Raw genomic sequence first — 16,945 nt, forward strand, 5'->3', positions numbered from 1 at the left:
AGGTTCACCATGTCCAAGTTCACCAGCAGGCTCGGTCGGTTGCGCAGCGAGCGCGGCATGACCACCGCCGAGTACGCCGTCGGGACGGTCGCGGCATGCGGCTTCGGCGGCGTCCTTTACAAGCTGCTGACGAGCGAGCCGGTTCAGGCTCTGCTGAACAACGTCATCGAGAAGGCGTTCGGGGTGATCGGCGGATGAGCCGCCGACGATCCACGGCCCGGGGCGATCCGCAGCGCGGCATGGTGACGGCCGAGATCGCAGCCGGATTCCCCGCCCTCGTGCTGGTGTTGCTCATGGCGATCTGGGCGATCACGACCGCCACCGGGCAACTGCGGTGTTCCGACGCGGCTCGTGAGGCGGCCCGGGCGGCAGCTCGTGGCGAGGACCTGGCGGTCGTGCGCGAGGTCGCGGCGGAGTCGGCGCCCTCGGGTGCGGACGTCGTCATCGACGAGGTCGACGGCCTGATCGAGGTGCGGGTCAGCGCACGCATGACCATGCCGGGTCCGCTGGGCGACACGCTGCCGACGACCACGATGTCGGGGAGCTCGGTGGCGTTGGCCGAGGCCGGATGATGCCGGTCCGACGCCGCTCCGGCGAGCGCGGTGCGGGGACGGTGCTGGTCCTTTCGGTGGTACTGACGATCTTGGTCGCGGTGCAGGCCGTGGCGGTCCTGGCGGCGGGTCAGTCGGCCCGTCACCGGGCCGCCGCAGCGGCGGACCTCGCTGCGCTGGCGGGAGCGAATCAGCTGGCGCTGGGCTCTGCCGATCCCTGTGCCGCCGCCGGCCGCATCGCCCACGCCAATGGCGCCACCCTGCGCGACTGCGTCATCGACGGCATGGAGGTCGAGGTCCAGGTGCGGGTGCCGACGACGTCCGTGTTGCCGTGGCTGCCGGATCAGGACCGACGCGCCCGTGCCGGTCCGCCGCGGCCCGGCTGACGTCCAGGCGACGGTGTCGCGGCGCCTGGATCGGCTCGCCGCGGTCGCCGAAACCGTGGCCGGTCCTGCCAGTGCGGTCAGGTCAGGGCTCGGCGCGGCTCGGACGTTGCCGGGTCGCGCCGAGGCAGGCCGCCACGACGAGTCCGATCGCGAGCCACTCCTGGACGTGCAGCACCTCGTTCAGCACGACGAGCCCGACCAGCGCGGCAGCCGCCGGTTCGAGGCTCATCAGGATCCCGAACACCGTCGCGGGCATGCGACGCAACGCTTCCAATTCGAAGGAGTACGGAATCACCGATGAGAGCAGAGCGATCCCAGCAGCCAGCAGCAGCACGTGCGTCTGCCAGAGGTCGGACCCGCCGGTCGTCAGGCCGATCGGCGCCACCGCGGCCGCGCCCACGACGCTGGCGACGGTCAGTCCGGACGAGCCCGGGAAGCGCTGACCGAGCTGCTTGCCGAGCAGGATGTACGACGCCCAGCCGGCGGCCGCCACCAGCGCGAACAGCACGCCCACCGGATCGATGTCGCCCGACCCGCCGCGGGCCAGCAGGACGACACCGGTGCCGGCCAGCAGCACCCAGAGCAGGTCGAGCCGGCGTCGTGACAGCGCGACCGCCACCCCGAGCGGTCCGATGAACTCGATGGTGACGGCGATGCCGAGCGGGATGCGCGAGAAGGACTCGTAGATCGCGATGTTCATCGCGGCCAGCGACAGCCCGAACGTGACCGCGAGCCCCAGGTCACCGCGCGATGCGCGGCGCAGCGCCGCACGGACCGCGCGCTGAGTGATCGCGACCAGCGCTATGGCCGAGAACGCCAGTCGCAGGAACACGACGGCGGTCGGCGGCAGCGTGTCGAACAGGCCCTTCGCGAGTCCGGCGCCGATCTGCAGCGAGAAGATCCCGCCGAGCACCAGCCCGGGCGCGGGAATCGACCCGAGTGGCGACGTCACGCGGTCAGCCTAGGCGCAGGGCGCCACCCGCCTCCGTCGCACGCCGGGGAGTCGTGCGGGGCCGCGATGCGCCTGGGCGGCGCGTCGAGGGGCGCGCTGGGCCGGGCGAGGGTGCGATGCGGGCTGCGGCTCCAGGGAACGTCGAGGGCGGGTACCGGTCGTGCCGGGCGTGGCGTGCGGTGCGGTGCCCGGGAGGCGTGCGGTGCGGGCTGGCGTGGGCCGGTTCGGGCGGGCGTGCTGGCTGGCTGGGCTGGCGTGGGCTGGATCGTGCGGGCGGGCGTGCTGGCTGGCTGGGCTGGCGTGGGCTGGATCGTGCGTGCGGGCGTGCGGTGTGGGCCGGGCTGGCGTGCGCGGGATCGTGCGTGCGGGCGTGCTGGGCTGGCCGGGCTGGCGTGGGCCCGGTTCGTGCGGGCGTGCGGTGTGGGCGGGATCGTGCGGGCGGACTGCCTGGGCTGGCCGGGCTCGGCGTCAGGAGTCGTCGCGGGTGGCCGGTGATCCGGAGTCGGCGCGGGCGGGCTGCTGGCGATCGCCGTCAGCGTCCTTGTCGCGGCCGTCGCCGTCGGCGTGCAGGTCGCCGCCGGTGGAGGTTGGGTGGTCGGCCGCGGGGGAGCCGTGGGGATCGTCGGCGCGGTCGGCACGTCGTTCGAGGTCGCGGATCCGTTTGCGCTGCTTCAGCTCCTTGCGCAGCCCGATCCGCAGCAACCACAAGGCGGCCAGCGTCGCCAGGCCGGTGATCAGGCCGGCGATGTAGAGACCAGAACCCGACGTCGTGACCCCGGAACCGAGCAGGTCAACCGAGAGTGACTCGCCGGCGCCGGCGAGCACACCGATGGTGAGCAACAGTGCGAGCAGGAGAACGATCAGTGCGACAGCGACCACGACGACACCCCTTCATCGATCCCCCGGGGTCCACCGTAGCGATCACCGGCCCGCCCGCGGGCGAATCCGACCCGGGTCAGTCGGTCCCGGAGAGCAGCATGTCCAGCAGCCGCACCGCACCGGCCTTGTCGAGCGGCGCGTTGCCATTACCGCACTTCGGCGACTGCACGCACGACGGGCAGCCGTCGCGGCAGGGACAGGCGGCGATCGTGTCGCGCGTCGCCGTCAGCCAGGACCGCGCCGCGTGGAAGCCGCGCTCCGCGAAGCCCGCGCCGCCGGGATGACCGTCGTGCACGAAGACCGTGAGCATGCCGGTGTCCGGATGCAGCAGAGTCGACAGCCCGCCGATGTCCCAGCGGTCGCAACTGGCCACGAGCGGCAGGATCCCGATCGACGCGTGCTCCGCGGCGTGCGCCGCGCCCGGCGCGTCGGCCATCGACACTCCGGCGGCGGCGATTGCGTCGTCGGGCAGCGTCCACCAGACCGACCGGGTGCGCAGACGGCGTTCGGGCAGGTCGAGCGGCACCTCGCCGAGCACCGCGCCGTTGCGCAGGGCTCGCTTGAGGTATCCGACGACCTGGCTGACCACCTCCACCGTGCCGAAGGTGAGGCGCGCCGCCCCCCACTTCTCCGACGCCGACTCCTCGAGCACCCGCAACGTGCTGACCTCGCGCGCCGTCGTCGTGTAGTCGGGCGCGCCGGGCAGCGCCATCGCGACACCGTCGTCGAGGTCCAGGCTCTCGATGACGTAGGTGTCGCCCTGGTGGACGTAGACGGCGCCCTCGTGGGCGGTCGAGTGCGCTCGGACGCCGTCGACGGTGCCGAGCACGCGGCCGGTGCCGGCCTCCACGAGGCTCACCAGTCCGCCGGAGCCACGCAGATCGGCCAGGTCGGTGGGGCGCTCGCGCTTGGTCCAGTGCCAGGTGGTCTCGTCCTTGACCCTCCGCCGCAGCAGCCGCCGGTGTTCCAGCGTCGCCAGGACGTCGTCGGTCGACGGGCCGAAGATGGCCGCGTCCTGGGAGGTCAGCGGACGCTCGGCCGCGGCGGCGCACAGGTGCGGCGCCAGGACGTACGGGTTGTCCGGGTCCAGCACGGTCTCCTCGACCGGCTGCTCGAAGATCGCCTCGGGGTGCTGGACGAGGTACGAGTCGAGCGGGTTGTCGCTGGCCACCAGGACGGCGAGGCTCTCCTGACCCGCGCGGCCGGCCCGGCCTGCCTGCTGCCACAGCGACGCCCGGGTGCCCGGCCAGCCCGCGATCAGGACGGCGTCCAGCCCGCTGACGTCGACGCCCAGCTCGAGGGCGGTCGTCGCGGCGAGGCCGACCAGCGATCCGTCGTTGAGCGCGGCCTCGAGGGACCGGCGCTCGTAGGCGAGGTATCCGGCCCGGTACGAGGCGACCCGGTTCGGCAGCGACGCGTCGACCTCGGTCAACGCCGACCGCGCCAGCCCGGCGACGGTCTCGGCGGCGCGGCGGGAGCGGACGAACGCGACGGTCCGCGCGTCGGCGATGACGAGATCGGTGAGCAGGTCCGCGGTCTCGGCCAGCACGCTCCGCCGCCGCGCGCTGCCGCCGTCGACGCCCCAGGAACCCGATCCTCTCTCCGGACCGGCGGGGTCGGGTGCGCCGTCGCCGGTGATGGTCGGGGAGCTGACGGCCGGACGGCCGGGGTCGGCGGCGCCGAGATGCGGGTCCCTGGCGACGGGGCCGGCGGCCGTCGTCGTGGCGGGCGGAGCGTCGACGGTGGCGGCGTCGGCGTCGCTGGGGCCGGCGTTCGGGCGGCTGGTGTCCGTGTCGCCGGAGGCGGTGGCCGCGTGGCCGGGGGTGGTGCTCGTGTCGCTGAGGGTGGTGGTCGTGTCGCTGGAGGTGGGGGCCGTATCGCCGGGGGCGGGGGCCGTATCGCCGGGGGCGGGGGCAGTGCCGGCGCTGCGAGCGTCCCGGGTGGCGCCGTCGCCCAGAAGGGGCGGTTCCCAGAGGAGGAACGTCTTCGCGCCGCTGGGCGAGCCGTCCTCGGTCACGGCCTCGATGGGCAGCATGCCGATGAGCAGTTTGGCGGTGCGGGCCGGGTTCGCCGTCGTCGCGGAGGCGAGGACGAACGTCGGCGTCGAGCCGTACATGGCGCAGACGCGCCGCAGCCGCCGTAGGACCTGCGCCACGTGAGAGCCGAAGACGCCGCGGTAGCCGTGGCACTCGTCGACCACGACGAACCGCAGCGACCGGAGGAATCCGGCCCAGCGGTGGTGCGCGGGCAGCATCGCGTGGTGCAGCATGTCCGGGTTCGTCAGCAGGTACGTCGCGTGCGTCCGGGCCACGTCGCGCAGCTCGATCGGGGTGTCGCCGTCGTAAGTGGTGGCCATGACACCGGGGACGCCGAGCTCGTCGAGCGAGCGCAGCTGGTCGGCGGCCAGTGCCTTGGTGGGCGAGATGTACAGCGTCGTGCCGCCGAGGCGCCGGCCGGTGCGGGCCGCCGTCAACGCCGGGAGCTGATAGGCCAGCGACTTGCCCGACGCGGTGCCGGTGGCGATGACGACGTGCCGTCGCGACCAGGCCAGCGCAGCGGCCTGTGCCTGATGGGCCCAGGGCGCTACGATGCCTGCGGTCATGAAGCGATCGCGCACGACGGGGTCCACCCAGAGCGGCCACGCGCCGGGCTTGGCGGCCCGGGCGGGTATCGATTCGATGTGCGTGACACGTCCGGTCCGGTGCGGACCGGTCAGCAGGACATCGAGCAGGTCGTTCGGGCGGGGCACCTCGTGAGTCTCGCATCATGGTTGAATGCGGATGAGCCCGGCACGCGGTGAGCGCTGTGTGTTGACCGATGGAGGCATGGAGGATCTGCGTGGACCTGTCGTTGTCGACCCGTACCGAGAGCGGCCGCAGCGTGGTCGCGGTCGGTGGTGAGATCGACGTCTACACGGCGCCGAGACTGCGCGACCAGCTGGTCGAGCTCGTCGACTCGGGTCACTACCACATCGTCGTCGACATGCGTGAGGTCGAGTTCCTCGACTCGACCGGGCTCGGCGTGCTCGTCGGAGGCCTCAAGCGGGTCGGCCAGCACGACGGTTCCCTCCGCCTCGTCTGCAACCAGGAGCGGATCCTGAAGATCTTCCGGATCACCGGCCTCACGAAGGTGTTCCCGATTCACGAGACGCTCGAGGAGGCCGTGGCCGCCACGGAGACGCCCTGAGAGGGCTCGCGAAGGCGGCACCGTGTGGGTACTTTCACACGGTGAGAACCATGTCGGTAGGTGGACCGACGTGAACTTTGGGTCGGGGGCGCTCTACACTCCGCAGGTCGGACGGATCCTGCCCATCTTGCGGTCCGTCGACACGAACGAGCCGATTCCTGTCAGCGGTCGGTCCAGCGGGCCGGCCGCGGACAGCTGTTTCAACGCCCTGCCCGAGGGCGACGTCAAGGAGGACGAATGACCGGGCTCAACCTCTCCTATGTGGTTGTCGTCGCGTTGATCGCGGTGGCAGCCCTGGCGATGGCGGCGCTGTTTCGCCGAGAAGTTCTCAGTGCGAATGAGGGCACCGAGAACATGAAGACGATCGCGCGCGCCGTGCAGGAGGGCGCCGCGGCCTACCTCAACCGGCAGTTCCGGACGCTCGGCATCTTCGTGGTGCTGGTCTTCGGCCTGCTCTTCCTGCTCCCCGGCGATGCCGGCGTCCGGTTCGGCCGGTCGCTGTTCTTCCTGGTCGGTGCGGCGTTCTCCGCCGCCATCGGCTACCTGGGCATGTGGCTGGCCACGCGCGCGAACGTCCGCGTCGCCGCCGCCGCACGTGACGAGGGCCGCGACCCGGCGATGAAGGTCGCGTTCCGCACGGGCGGTGTGGTCGGCATGGCCACCGTCGGTCTGGGCCTGCTGGGCGCTGCCGTCGTCGTCCTCACCTATCAGGAGGACGCGCCGACGGTGCTCGAGGGCTTCGGCTTCGGCGCCGCACTGCTCGCGATGTTCATGCGTGTCGGCGGCGGCATCTTCACCAAGGCCGCCGACGTCGGCGCCGACCTCGTCGGCAAGGTCGAGCAGGGCATCCCCGAGGACGACCCGCGCAACGCCGCGACCATCGCCGACAACGTGGGCGACAACGTCGGCGACTGCGCCGGCATGGCGGCCGACCTGTTCGAGTCCTACGCCGTCACGCTGGTGGCCGCGCTGATCCTGGGCCAGGTCGCCTTCGGCCAGGAGGGCCTGGTCTTCCCGCTGATCGTCCCGGCGCTCGGTGCGCTGACCGCCGTCCTCGGCATCTACCTGACCCGGCCGCGGCCCGGCGAGAACGGCCTGACCACGATCAACCGGGCGTTCTACATCTCCGCGGTGGTATCGGCGGTGCTGTGTGCCATCGCGGCGTTCGCCTACCTGCCCGACAGCTTCGCTCAGCTCGACGGCGGCCTCGGCGACCACGACGGCGACCCGCGGGTCCTCGCGACCGCCGCGGTGTTCCTCGGCATCGTGCTGGCCGGCGTCATCCTGTGGCTGACCGGCTACTTCACCGGCACCGACAAGAAGCCGACCGAGGACGTCGCCAAGACGTCGCTGACCGGCCCGGCGACGGTCATCTTGTCGGGCATCGCGCTCGGCCTGGAGTCGGCGGTCTACACCGCCCTGGTCATCGGCGGCGCGGTCTACGGCGCGTTCCTGCTGGGCGACGGCTCGGTCGAGCTGTCGCTGTTCCTCATCGCCCTGGCCGGCACCGGCCTGCTGACCACCGTCGGCGTCATCGTCGCGATGGACACCTTCGGCCCGGTCAGCGACAACGCCCAGGGCATCGCGGAGATGTCCGGCGACGTCGACGGCGAGGGCGCACAGATCCTCACCGAGCTGGACGCGGTCGGCAACACCACCAAGGCCATCACCAAGGGCATCGCCATCGCCACGGCGGTGCTGGCGGCGACGGCGCTGTTCGGCTCCTACATGGACGCCATCTCGCGTGAGCTGGCCAACGTCGGTGGCGACATCGCCGGCGAGACCTCGTTCCTCCTCGAGATCGTGTCGCCGAACGTCCTGGTCGGCGTGGTCATCGGCGCCGCGGTCGTGTTCATGTTCTCGGGCCTGGCCATCAACGCGGTCGGCCGGGCGGCCGGCGCGGTCGTGTTCGAGGTGCGCCGCCAGTTCCGCGACGACCCGGGCATCATGGCCGGCACGTCGACCCCGGCCTACGGCCGCGTCGTCGACATCGTCACGAAGGACTCGCTGCGCGAGCTGGCGACGCCGGGCCTGATGGCGGCGCTGGCGCCGATCGCGGTCGGTTTCGGTCTCGGTGTCGGCCCGCTGGCCGGCTACCTGGCCGGCGCCATCGCGACCGGTGTGCTCATGGCCGTGTTCCTGGCCAACTCCGGTGGCGCCTGGGACAACTCGAAGAAGCTGGTCGAGGACGGCAACCACGGCGGCAAGGGCTCCGACGCCCACGACGCGACGGTCATCGGCGACACCGTCGGCGACCCGTTCAAGGACACCGCCGGTCCGGCCATCAACCCGCTGATCAAGGTGATGAACCTGGTCTCCGTGCTGATCGCCCCGGCCATCGTCTCGATGTCGGTGGGCGCGGACGCCAACGACGGTCTGCGCTACACGATCGCCATCGTGGCGGTCGCGATCATCGTGGGGGCCGTCTGGTTCTCGAAGCGGCGCTCGGCCATCATCGGTGAGGACGAGCCGGCCCGGGAGGGCGCGGCGGTCTGACCCGCTGATCCACGGCACGGCGGCCGCTCCCACTGGGGGCGGCCGCCGTTCTGTTTTTTCTTTGACGGCATCGGCTACGGCTGGGTGCCTGGTTGCGGCCGCACGCCCGGAGGGACCGTCGCCGGGAACCGGCCTGCGGCGACCGTCAGCGGAGCGCGGCCACGGAGATCACGGCGCCGGGATGACGCGCGTCGTCCACGTGGGCGGCAGGTACGCCGGACGACCGCAGCTCGCCCGCCAGCGCCGCCGCGTCCGCCGTCGGCGCGAAGGCGTGCACCCCGACCGGCGCGCCGCCGAGCTCGTACCGAGGTGCCAGCCGCGCGGCCAGCAGCGAACGGCGTTCGTCGTAGACGCGGCGTGCGTGGCGGAGGTGGCGGTCCAGCCCGCCGGACTCGATCAGCGCCGCCACGGTCAGCTGCAGCACGACCGAGACGCCGAGGTCGGAGTCCTCGCGCTGCTCCCGCAGCCGGTCGGCCACCGTCGGCGGCGCGACGATCCAGCCGAGCCGCAGCCCCGGCGCCAGCAGCTTCGACAGCGACCCGGTGAACACCACCAGGTCAGGCGCCAGCGCCTGCACCGCCGCCGGCACGACGCCGGGGGCGGCGAGGTGCGAGTCGTAGTCGTCCTCGACCAGCCAGCGGCCGGCCGCGCGGCAGCCGTCGACCAGTGAGCGTCGCCGGGGCGCGGACAGCTGCACGCCGGTCGGGTACTGGTGGCTCGGCGTGATCATCACCGCCCCGACGCGCGAGCCGGAGTCGGAACCGGCGCCGCCGCCCGACCCGTCCAGCAGCGCCGGATCCAGGCCGTCCGCGTCGATCGGCACCTCGACGACCTCGACCGGGCGGCGCACCAGGTGATGCATGGTGCCGGGCGAGCACGGCCGCTCGACCGCCCACGTCGCGACGCCGAGCACCGTCGTCAGCATCCACATCGCGTGCGAGACGCCGTCGGTGACGTGGATCTGGTCGGGCTCGGCGGACACGCCGCGGGTCCGGGCCAGCCAGTCGGCCAGGGCCGCCCGCAGCCGCGGATGACCGGCCGGATCCGGGTACCCGAGGTCCCGGTCGGACAGCCGGGCCAGCGCCTCGCGCGTCGCCGCGGCCCAGGCGCGGTGTGGGAACAGCGCTGCATCGGGCACGCCCGGCGACGGCGGCGGGGCGGCCGAGCTGGGCGGCGCCAGCGCCGGTGCGCCGGGACCCGGTCCGCCCGTGACGACCGGCCGCCGCCGCGGCGCCGAGCGGATGAACCCCTCGTCCTGCAGTTGCGCGTAGACGGCGTCGGTCGTGCCGCGGGCGAGGCCGACGGCCTGGGCGAGGTCGCGGGCTCCGGGCAGCGCCGTGCCCGGCGGCAGCCGTCCGCCGAGGATCGCGTCGATCAGCCGTCCGCGCAGCCAGGCGGCCTTCCCACCCGGCGGCGGCGGACCCCAGGGAGCGACCAGTTCGGCCGCGGCGTCGGACATCACTGGCCTAGTGGACCACGTCGCGTCTGGCCCTGTCCATGGGCCAGTTGCTCGGCGACGATCGGTCCATGACCCGATTCACGTCGCCCGCCGTCGCCGGGGCGCTGGCCTGCACCGTCGGCATGACCGTCGTGGGCGCCTCGATCGCGTTCGGCCCGCTGCTCGCGGACTATCCGGTGCTGGCCGGGCAGGCCTGGCGGTATCTGCTGGCCGGGCTCGTGCTGCTCGCCGTCATGCGGCTGCGCCGGGTGCGGTTCCCGCGGGTGCGTCCGGGCCAGCTCGGCCGGCTCGTGCTGCTGGCGGGTACCGGGCTCGCGGCGTTCAACTGGCTGCTGATCGAGGGCGCGCAGCGCTCCGACCCCGCGTTCATGGCGGCCGTGGTCGGCGCGACGCCGCTGGTGCTCGCGCTGGCCGGGCCGTTGCTCGACGGAGGCCGGGTGCGCGCGCGGACGGTCGCGGGCAGCACGGTCGTCGTCGCCGGCATCCTGATCGTGCAGGGCGCGACGGTCGCCCCGCTCGGCGCGGTGCCGTATGCCGTCGGCTTCCTGCTCTGCGAGGCGGCGTTCACACTGCTCGCCGTCCCGCTGCTGAAGGAGTTCAGCCCGCTGCAGGTGTCGGGCGCGGTGTGCCTGGTCGCGGTCCCGCTGCTGGCCGGGCTCGCGGTGCTGGAGCCGGGCGCCGACCTCGTCGTCCCGACGGTGTCCGAGGCGGCGACGCTCACGTTCCTGGCGGTCTGCACGACGGCGATCGCGTTCCTGCTCTGGTACGGCGGCGTGATCCGCCTCGGCGCCGACCGGGCCGGCCTGTTCGCCGGCGTCATGCCGATCGCCGGGATGGTCGTCGGCGTCGTCGCCGGGACGTCGGTCTGGACCCCGGTCGGGCTGGCCGGCTCGCTGCTCTGCGGCGCCGGCATCGCTCTCGGCCTGCGCCGTTCGCCCGCCCGTCGCCGCGAGCCCGTCGTCGGCGAGACCGTCGGGGACGCGATCGGGGACGCGGTCGCCGAGCCCGTCTGAGTGCGCCGTTCGCGACGGGCGTAGGGCCGGCTGCGGCCGCTACGGCGTGCGGCGTCCGAGAATCGACGGATGACGCAGTGGCTGGACGATCTCGGTGTGGTGACCCTGCCCAGCGGCGCGACGGTGCGCGGACGGCCGCTCGGCGCGGAGGCGAGTCCGGCGGACTTCGCGCTGGTGCTGACCGACGGGACGATGCCGGCGTGGCCGCATCGGCGCGTCCGCTGGCCGGACTTCTGGATCCCGCTCGACCGCGCCGACGCCCTCGACGCGCTGCACGAGGCGTACCGGCGGGCGGCCGGCGGCGAGCGGGTGGAGGTCGCGTGCCGCGGCGGTCGCGGGCGGACGGGGACGGCGCTGGCGGCGCTCGCGATCCTGGACGGCGTTCCGGCGGGCGAGGCGGTCGGCTGGATCCGTTCGCACTACCACCCGAACGCGGTCGAGACGCCCTGGCAGCGCCGCTGGCTGCGCGGCGTGCGCTGACGAGCGGCGTCGGCCGGCGTCGCGGTCAGTCGGTCGCCAGGTACGCCGTCCGCAACGCCTGCCGCGCCCGCGAGGCGAGGCTGGAGACCGCGTTCGGTGTCAGCGAGAGGCCGGGTGCGAGCTCGGCCGGCGAGTACCGGTCGACCTCGACGAGCCACAGAATGCTGCGCCACCGCGGCGGCAGCGACGCCCACGCGGCCGTGACCCGCTCCGTCTGCGCCGCCGGCAGCACGACCTCGGTGTGGCGCTCCCACATGTCCGGGTCGTCGTTGGCGACGGTGCGGCTCTCGGTCTTGCAGTACCGGTACGCCAGGTGCTTCACCGTCGCCAGGACGTAGCCGGCGAAGGAGTCGCGCGGGCCGCGGCCGGACCGGACCGCCCTCAACACGAGATAGAACGTCTCCTGGACGAGGTCGTCGGCGGCGTGTGAGTCGCGCACGATGTTGTGTGCGGCACGCCGGGCCATCGGGGACACCCTGCGGTAGAGAGTTCCGAACGCGGCATCGTCCCCCTGGTACACACGGTCGAGCAACATGGTCGACTCTTCATGATCCCACCCCTTGATCATGGTGAAACATTCGCCGGACCCGGGCCGATACGGCGTCGGGGATGTCCGCATTCGTGTGTTCGGTAAACACGTACGTGGTCCGGAAATTGCCGGAAATAGACGGTTCAAAACCATGGAAACCGGCCCAATGTGGACAAGCGAACCCCATGACTGTGAGGCAGATCACGTTTATCATTCGTGCTGTGGTGTCGACGTGGCGGCTCTTCAGGGGTGAAGCCGCCAGTTGGAGGGGGCGAACGATCCATGGCAGAACGCAGGCGCAAGTACCGGGCCACGCACGCCCAGTTCGGGGCTGGTCCGAGATACCTGACCGTGATGAGCCGCAGCGCCGGAGCGCATCGCGCCCGCGCGCACCGGCCCGGGCTGCGCCAGCGGTTCAGAATCAGATTCGTGGCCCGATCCTGGTGACCGCCCGTTGAGCTCGGCGCCTTTCCCGGCAATGGCCCGTCCGCCCGGAGCCGGGGAAGGCGCCGCGGGGCCCGCGCACGGCGACCCGGCGACGTTGGGGGACGCCGGGAGTCGACGGACGCCGGCCTGGCCGGGCCGAGGCCAGGCCGGCCCGTCCCGCGGCCGCGTCCGTGGCGCCGTGCCCCGCGGTCGTGGCCAGCGGCCCGCGGTCAGCGTCGCGGGAGGATGACGGGCGTGCCGGTGCGGGGATGCGCGATCACCTCGACGTCGTGCTCGTAGACATCGGTGAGCAGCGCGCCGCCGAGCACGTCGCGCGGCGGTCCCGTCGCGACGAGGCGGCCGCCGGCGAGGACGGCGACGCGGTCGGCGTGCGCGGCGGCGAGGTTGAGGTCGTGCAGCACGACGACGACGGCGACCCCGGCGGCGGCGCGGGTCCGGGCGACGCCGAGGACGAGCTCCTGGTGGCGCAGGTCGAGGGCGGCGGTCGGCTCGTCCAGCAGCAGCACGCCGGTGCGCTGCGCGAGCACCCGGGCCAGCGCGACCCGTGCCTGCTCGCCGCCGGACAGCGACGTGAACCGGCGCCCGGCGAACGGCGCGACGTCGGCCTCGGCGAGCGCCGAGCGGACCGCGTCGTCGTCGCCGTCCTCGAGCGGCGTTCCGGCCCACGGCGCCCGGCCCATCTCGACCACCTCGGCGACGGTGAACGGAAACGACAGCCGTACCTGCTGGAGGAGCACGGCGCGGCGCATGGCGGCCTCGGTCGCCGTCCACGCCGTCAGCGGTGCGCCGTCGAGTGTGACCGCCCCCGCCGACACCGCGATGTCGCCGGTGAGGGCGGACAGCAGCGTCGACTTGCCGGCGCCGTTGGGCCCGACCAGCGCCAGCACCTCGCCCGCGCGGACCTCCACGCTGACGTCGTCCAGCACCCGCGCCCCGCCGAGCGTGACGGAGACGCCCGCGGCCGCGGTGGCGACCGACCCGGCGACGGGGGTCGCGGGCAGCCGGTGGCCGCGGCGGACGCCGGCCCAGCGCCGTCGCTCGCCGGCCGCGAGGCGGGTCATGCCCAGCCGCCCTGGCTGGTGCGGGTCCGGCGCAGCAACCAGAAGAACAGCGGGCCGCCGACCAGCGCCGTCAGCATGCCGAGCGGGAGGTCCGCGTACCGGATGGCCGTCCGGGCGACCAGGTCGGCCGACACCAGCAGCAACGCACCACCGAGCGCGCTCGCCGGCAGCAGCACCCGGTGCCCGGGCCCGGCGATCATCCGGATCAGGTGCGGCACGACCAGCCCGACGAAGCCGATGACGCCGGCGAACGCGACTCCGGAGCCAACCAGCATGGCGACCGCGGCGATGGCGACGAGGCGCAGCCGCTCGACGTGGACGCCGAGGTGGCGGGCGGAGCGTTCGCCGAGCGCGAGCATGTCCAGCGACCGCGCCATCGCGAGCGCCAGCGTCAGCCCCACGACCATGAACGGCAGCACGGCGACGACGGCCTGCCAGCGGGCGCCGTTGAGGCTGCCGAGCTGCCAGAACACGATCTGCTCCCGCGCCTCCGGCGACGCGATGAACGTCGCGAACGCGACGATGGCGAACGCGACCGCGGTGACGGCGACGCCGGTGAGCACGAGCGTGACGACCTCCGTCCGTCCGCCCGACCGCGACAACGCGTAGACGAGCAGCGTCGTGACCAGCCCGGTCGCGAACGCCGCCACCGCGACCGTCCACTCGCCGAGGAAGTTCGCGCCGGTGACGAACACGAGGCTGGCGCCGACCGCCGCGCCGGGCGAGACCCCGACGATGGCGGGCTCGGCCAGCGGGTTGCCGAACACGCCCTGCATCAGCGCGCCCGCGGTCGCCAGCGCGGCGCCCACCAGCAGCGCCAGCACGACGCGCGGGAACCGGACCAGCCAGAGCGTGTTCTCACCCTGCACGTGCTGCGGCCGCGGCCCGGCGTCGAGCGGGAGGTCCGCCGTCACCCCGATCTGGCGCAGCAACCACTCCAGGTTCGCGTCCAGCCGGTGCAGGATCGATCCGACGACCTCGGCCGGCGGGATCTGCAGCTGGCCCCGTCCGGCCGACACGATCGTCACGACGACCAGCGCGACGGACAGCGCGGCGATCAGCAGCCCGCCCCGGCCGCGCCGCCACCGGCCCACCCGCGCGACACCGGCGTCGCGCCCGGCCGGCGCCGAGACCGTCGCCGTCATGGCTGGTAGACGGCGTGAGCGAGCGCCTCGATGGTGCGCCCGGAGCGTGGGCCGAAGCTGAGCAGCACGGAGTCGGCCATGTCGACGACGCGGAGCTTCTCGCCGGCCGGCGTCTGCGCGACGCCCGGGAGCCGGAGCATGCCGTCGACGCCGCCGATGGATTCCAGGCCCTTGGTCATCATGATGATGACGTCGGGGGCGGCCTCGATCAGCGCCTCGGACGTGATCTGCGTGAACGGCCGGTCCAGCCCGATGTCGGTGCCGACGTCGACGGCTCCGATGGCGCGGATCATCGCGTCGGCGCCGGACCCCGGCCCGGCCAGCAGCTGCACCATGCCGCCGCGGGTGTAGAGGAACGCGATGCGCAGCGGGTCGGCGCCGGCCGGGGCGAGCGCGAGCGCGTCGGCGATCTCGCCGGACGTCCGCTCGACCAGCCGCTCGCCCTCGTCGGGGACGCCGAGCGCGCCGGCGACGGCGCGGATCTGGCTCGGGATGCGGTCGAGGTCGCGGGCGTCGTCGAAGAAGATCACCGGGATGCCGGCGTCGCGCAACTGCTGCTGCACCTCGGGCGGGCCGACGCTGGCGTCGGTCAGGACGACGGTGGGGTCGAGGTCGAGGATCGCCTCGGCGTTGAGGTCGTGCCCGCCGGGCGTGACCAGCGGCAGGGCGGCGGCCTGCGGGAACCCGGTGGACGCGTCGCGGCCGACGACGTGGTCGCCGAGGCCCAGGCTGAACACGATCTCGGCGAGCGTGCCGTAGAGGTCGACGGCGAGGATGCGGCTGGCGTCGTCGACGACCACCGTCTCGCCGTCGCACGACTCGACGGTGACGGGGAGCGCGGGGGCGGGGTCGTCGGCGACCGGCGTGACGGTCTGGTCGACCACTGCGGTGGACGGGCCGAGGATGGCCCGCGGGTCGCCGTCCCGGTCGCTGTCGTCTTCGTCCTCGGCCGTGGGGTCGTCGGCGTCGGTCGGGCGGGGCGGTAGCGGCTCACCGTCCGCGTCGACCGTCACGCCGAACCCGGGTACCGGTTCCTGACAAGCGTTGACGGGATCGGCTGCGGGGTCCGCCGGGGTGCTCTGCGACGCGGACCGTGCGCCCGTCCCTCCATCCGCCGCGTCGTCCGCCGGAGCGACGCACGCCGCCGCTCCCATGAGCAGGCCGACCGCCACGACGACGGCCGGCGCACGCCCCCATGCCCGCACGTCAGCCGGTCCGCGCCACCTTCGCCGTACGTCGGCCGGCCGTATGTGCCCCCGCTCGTGGGCCGCCTGCTCCCACAGCTGCCCGTCAGCCGGTCGCAGGCGGCGGCGATCGTCAGCCAGCCGTGGGCGCCGTCGCTCGTCGGCCGGCCGCCCCACTCGCTGCTCGTCGGCCGGCCGTGGGCGCCGTCGCTCGTCGGCCAGCGGCCCCACTCGCTGCTCGTCGGCCGGCCGTGGGCGCCGTCGCTCGTCGGCCGGCCGCCCCACTCGCTGCTCGTCAGCCGACCGCCCCCACCGCCGCACGTCAGCCGGCCGCGGGCGTCGCCGGGTGCACCGCGCCGAGCTCGGCGAAGATCTCGGTGTTCAGCCCGTACGCCAGGACCACCTCGTCGATGACCCGCTCCCGCTCGTCGGGGTTCCACGGCGCCGCGTCGAGCCGAGCGCGGTAGGCGTCCTTGAACGGCCGCGGCTTCGGGATCTGCGCGAAGTGGTAGAACAGCACGCCCTCGCCGCCGAGCTGGAAGCCGTACGTTCGCGACACGATGGTCCCGACGGCCAGCCCGCCGGAGAGGTCGCCGAGGTAGCGCGTGTAGTGATGCGCGACGAACCCGCCGGGCCACTGTGCCGTCTCGCGGATGCGGTCGGCGTAGCGGCGCGTCGCCGGCAGGGGCTCGAGGTCGTCGACGGCGTCGGCACTGCCGAGCAGGAACGCGAGGTCGCGTCGCAGCGACGGCACCCGGGTGAGCTCGTCGGTGACGAACGGCCCGGCGATCGGGTCGTCGCGCATGGCGGCGGCGACCGATTCCAGCGCCTCGTAGACGAACAGGTGCTGCGTGACCAACGCCGCATAACCGGAGCGGCTGATGCGGCCCTCCATCAGCGCGTTGATGAACTCCGCGCCGTTGGCGACGTCGTGCAGGGGCCAGCTGCGCTCGCGCAGGGCCTGGGAGAACGTTCGGGGCTCGGCCTCGGCCGGCGTTCGGGTGGTCGGCACGGATGCTCCTCCGGGTCGGCACTGCGGATGAGACAAGTATTGCATCTTAGGTTTGCCTACCCCAATGTAGGTATGCCTTACCTATACCGATATCGTGCCTCATCAATCCGCAGAACCCGACATCAGGTTGAAGGGTGGGACATGTCGAACGTTTCCCGACGGCGC

General features: G+C 73.4%; 16 protein-coding genes. 7 read left to right on the forward strand and 9 right to left on the reverse strand.

The genetic code is table 11. From position 1 onward, the window contains the following. The first annotated feature begins 9 nt into the window (after positions 1–9). From BLU82_RS31610 to BLU82_RS31620, 3 genes are read left to right on the forward strand one after another with little or no spacing between them, the layout of a single operon-like run. On the forward strand, positions 10–198 hold the full coding sequence (locus BLU82_RS31610) for a DUF4244 domain-containing protein (protein WP_053207825.1): 189 nt from the start codon (positions 10–12) through the stop codon (positions 196–198). Next, a complete protein-coding gene (locus BLU82_RS31615) occupies positions 195–572 on the forward strand; it encodes a TadE family type IV pilus minor pilin (RefSeq protein ID WP_157741390.1) in 378 nt (125 codons plus the stop codon). Before BLU82_RS31610 ends, BLU82_RS31615 begins: the two co-directional genes overlap by 4 nt. Then, positions 569–937 (forward strand): Rv3654c family TadE-like protein, encoded by a 369-nt coding sequence (locus BLU82_RS31620; protein ID WP_231947631.1) that lies wholly within the window; start codon positions 569–571, stop codon positions 935–937. Before BLU82_RS31615 ends, BLU82_RS31620 begins: the two co-directional genes overlap by 4 nt. 82 nt (positions 938–1,019) lie before the next feature. Here BLU82_RS31620 and BLU82_RS31625 read toward each other — a convergent pair whose 3' ends face one another. From BLU82_RS31625 to BLU82_RS31635, 3 genes are all read right to left on the reverse strand, one after another. After that, a complete protein-coding gene (locus tag BLU82_RS31625) occupies positions 1,020–1,889 on the reverse strand; it encodes a DMT family transporter (protein ID WP_092624784.1) in 870 nt (289 codons plus the stop codon). Between the two features lie 468 nt (positions 1,890–2,357). Continuing rightward, positions 2,358–2,768 carry a hypothetical protein gene (locus tag BLU82_RS31630; RefSeq protein ID WP_092624785.1) on the reverse strand — a complete coding sequence of 137 codons (411 nt, stop codon included), beginning with the start codon at positions 2,766–2,768 and terminating at the stop codon, positions 2,358–2,360. Positions 2,769–2,844: 76 nt separating this feature from the next. Further along, positions 2,845–5,517: a DEAD/DEAH box helicase gene (locus tag BLU82_RS31635; protein WP_172885745.1), complete on the reverse strand. Its 2,673-nt coding sequence runs from the start codon at positions 5,515–5,517 to the stop codon at positions 2,845–2,847. An 89-nt stretch (positions 5,518–5,606) separates the two neighbouring features. Here BLU82_RS31635 and BLU82_RS31640 point away from each other — a divergent pair, with 89 nt between their 5' ends. After that, positions 5,607–5,954, forward strand: coding sequence for an STAS domain-containing protein (locus BLU82_RS31640; RefSeq protein WP_053207831.1), 348 nt, complete (start codon positions 5,607–5,609; stop codon positions 5,952–5,954). Positions 5,955–6,191: 237 nt separating this feature from the next. After that, on the forward strand, positions 6,192–8,450 hold the full coding sequence (locus tag BLU82_RS31645) for a sodium-translocating pyrophosphatase (RefSeq protein WP_092624786.1): 2,259 nt from the start codon (positions 6,192–6,194) through the stop codon (positions 8,448–8,450). A 145-nt stretch (positions 8,451–8,595) separates the two neighbouring features. Here the strand turns inward: BLU82_RS31645 and BLU82_RS31650 are convergent, their stop codons facing one another. Beyond that, complete coding sequence (locus BLU82_RS31650; RefSeq protein WP_092624787.1) at positions 8,596–9,909, reverse strand: PLP-dependent aminotransferase family protein; 1,314 nt, start codon at positions 9,907–9,909, stop codon at positions 8,596–8,598. Positions 9,910–9,977: 68 nt separating this feature from the next. On the opposite strand from BLU82_RS31650, the gene BLU82_RS31655 reads away from it, so the two are divergent. Together BLU82_RS31655 and BLU82_RS31660 are read left to right on the forward strand one after the other, a co-directional pair. After that, a complete protein-coding gene (locus tag BLU82_RS31655) occupies positions 9,978–10,922 on the forward strand; it encodes a DMT family transporter (RefSeq protein ID WP_172885746.1) in 945 nt (314 codons plus the stop codon). 69 nt (positions 10,923–10,991) lie between these two features. Continuing rightward, entirely contained in the window at positions 10,992–11,402 is a 411-nt protein-coding gene (locus BLU82_RS31660; protein ID WP_092624789.1) for a protein-tyrosine phosphatase family protein, read from the forward strand. A gap of 25 nt (positions 11,403–11,427) precedes the next feature. On the opposite strand, the gene BLU82_RS31665 is transcribed toward BLU82_RS31660, so the two are convergent. The 5 genes from BLU82_RS31665 to BLU82_RS31685 all read right to left on the reverse strand — a co-directional run bounded on the left by BLU82_RS31665 (position 11,428) and on the right by BLU82_RS31685 (position 16,780). Then, positions 11,428–12,084, reverse strand: coding sequence for a sigma-70 family RNA polymerase sigma factor (locus BLU82_RS31665; protein WP_092624790.1), 657 nt, complete (start codon positions 12,082–12,084; stop codon positions 11,428–11,430). A gap of 503 nt (positions 12,085–12,587) precedes the next feature. Continuing rightward, positions 12,588–13,439 (reverse strand): heme ABC transporter ATP-binding protein, encoded by an 852-nt coding sequence (locus tag BLU82_RS31670; protein WP_092624791.1) that lies wholly within the window; start codon positions 13,437–13,439, stop codon positions 12,588–12,590. Then, complete coding sequence (locus BLU82_RS31675; protein WP_092624792.1) at positions 13,436–14,584, reverse strand: iron ABC transporter permease; 1,149 nt, start codon at positions 14,582–14,584, stop codon at positions 13,436–13,438. The genes BLU82_RS31670 and BLU82_RS31675 overlap by 4 nt, the downstream gene beginning before the upstream one ends. Then, a complete protein-coding gene (locus BLU82_RS31680) occupies positions 14,581–15,597 on the reverse strand; it encodes a hemin ABC transporter substrate-binding protein (protein ID WP_197682600.1) in 1,017 nt (338 codons plus the stop codon). Before BLU82_RS31680 ends, BLU82_RS31675 begins: the two co-directional genes overlap by 4 nt. 493 nt (positions 15,598–16,090) lie before the next feature. After that, the gene (locus tag BLU82_RS31685) at positions 16,091–16,780 is read right to left on the reverse strand and encodes a heme oxygenase (biliverdin-producing) (protein WP_197682601.1); all 690 of its coding nucleotides are present in this window, start codon (positions 16,778–16,780) and stop codon (positions 16,091–16,093) included. Positions 16,781–16,945: the final 165 nt, after the last annotated feature.

Origin of the sequence: Jiangella sp. DSM 45060, assembly GCF_900105175.1 — a bacterium.
GTDB lineage: Bacteria > Actinomycetota > Actinomycetes > Jiangellales > Jiangellaceae > Jiangella.

Excerpts from the sequence above, each read along its gene's own strand:
- BLU82_RS31650 (WP_092624787.1), bottom strand. The coding sequence starts at position 9,909 with ATGTCCGACGCCGCGGCCGAACTGGTCGCTCCCTGGGGTCCGCCGCCG.
- BLU82_RS31620 (WP_231947631.1), top strand. The coding sequence starts at position 569 with ATGATGCCGGTCCGACGCCGCTCCGGCGAGCGCGGTGCGGGGACGGTG.
- BLU82_RS31675 (WP_092624792.1), bottom strand. The coding sequence starts at position 14,584 with ATGACGGCGACGGTCTCGGCGCCGGCCGGGCGCGACGCCGGTGTCGCG.
- BLU82_RS31655 (WP_172885746.1), top strand. The coding sequence starts at position 9,978 with ATGACCCGATTCACGTCGCCCGCCGTCGCCGGGGCGCTGGCCTGCACC.
- BLU82_RS31660 (WP_092624789.1), top strand. The coding sequence starts at position 10,992 with ATGACGCAGTGGCTGGACGATCTCGGTGTGGTGACCCTGCCCAGCGGC.
- BLU82_RS31610 (WP_053207825.1), top strand. The coding sequence starts at position 10 with ATGTCCAAGTTCACCAGCAGGCTCGGTCGGTTGCGCAGCGAGCGCGGC.
- BLU82_RS31645 (WP_092624786.1), top strand. The coding sequence starts at position 6,192 with ATGACCGGGCTCAACCTCTCCTATGTGGTTGTCGTCGCGTTGATCGCG.
- BLU82_RS31615 (WP_157741390.1), top strand. The coding sequence starts at position 195 with ATGAGCCGCCGACGATCCACGGCCCGGGGCGATCCGCAGCGCGGCATG.
- BLU82_RS31665 (WP_092624790.1), bottom strand. The coding sequence starts at position 12,084 with ATGGTTTTGAACCGTCTATTTCCGGCAATTTCCGGACCACGTACGTGT.
- BLU82_RS31670 (WP_092624791.1), bottom strand. The coding sequence starts at position 13,439 with ATGACCCGCCTCGCGGCCGGCGAGCGACGGCGCTGGGCCGGCGTCCGC.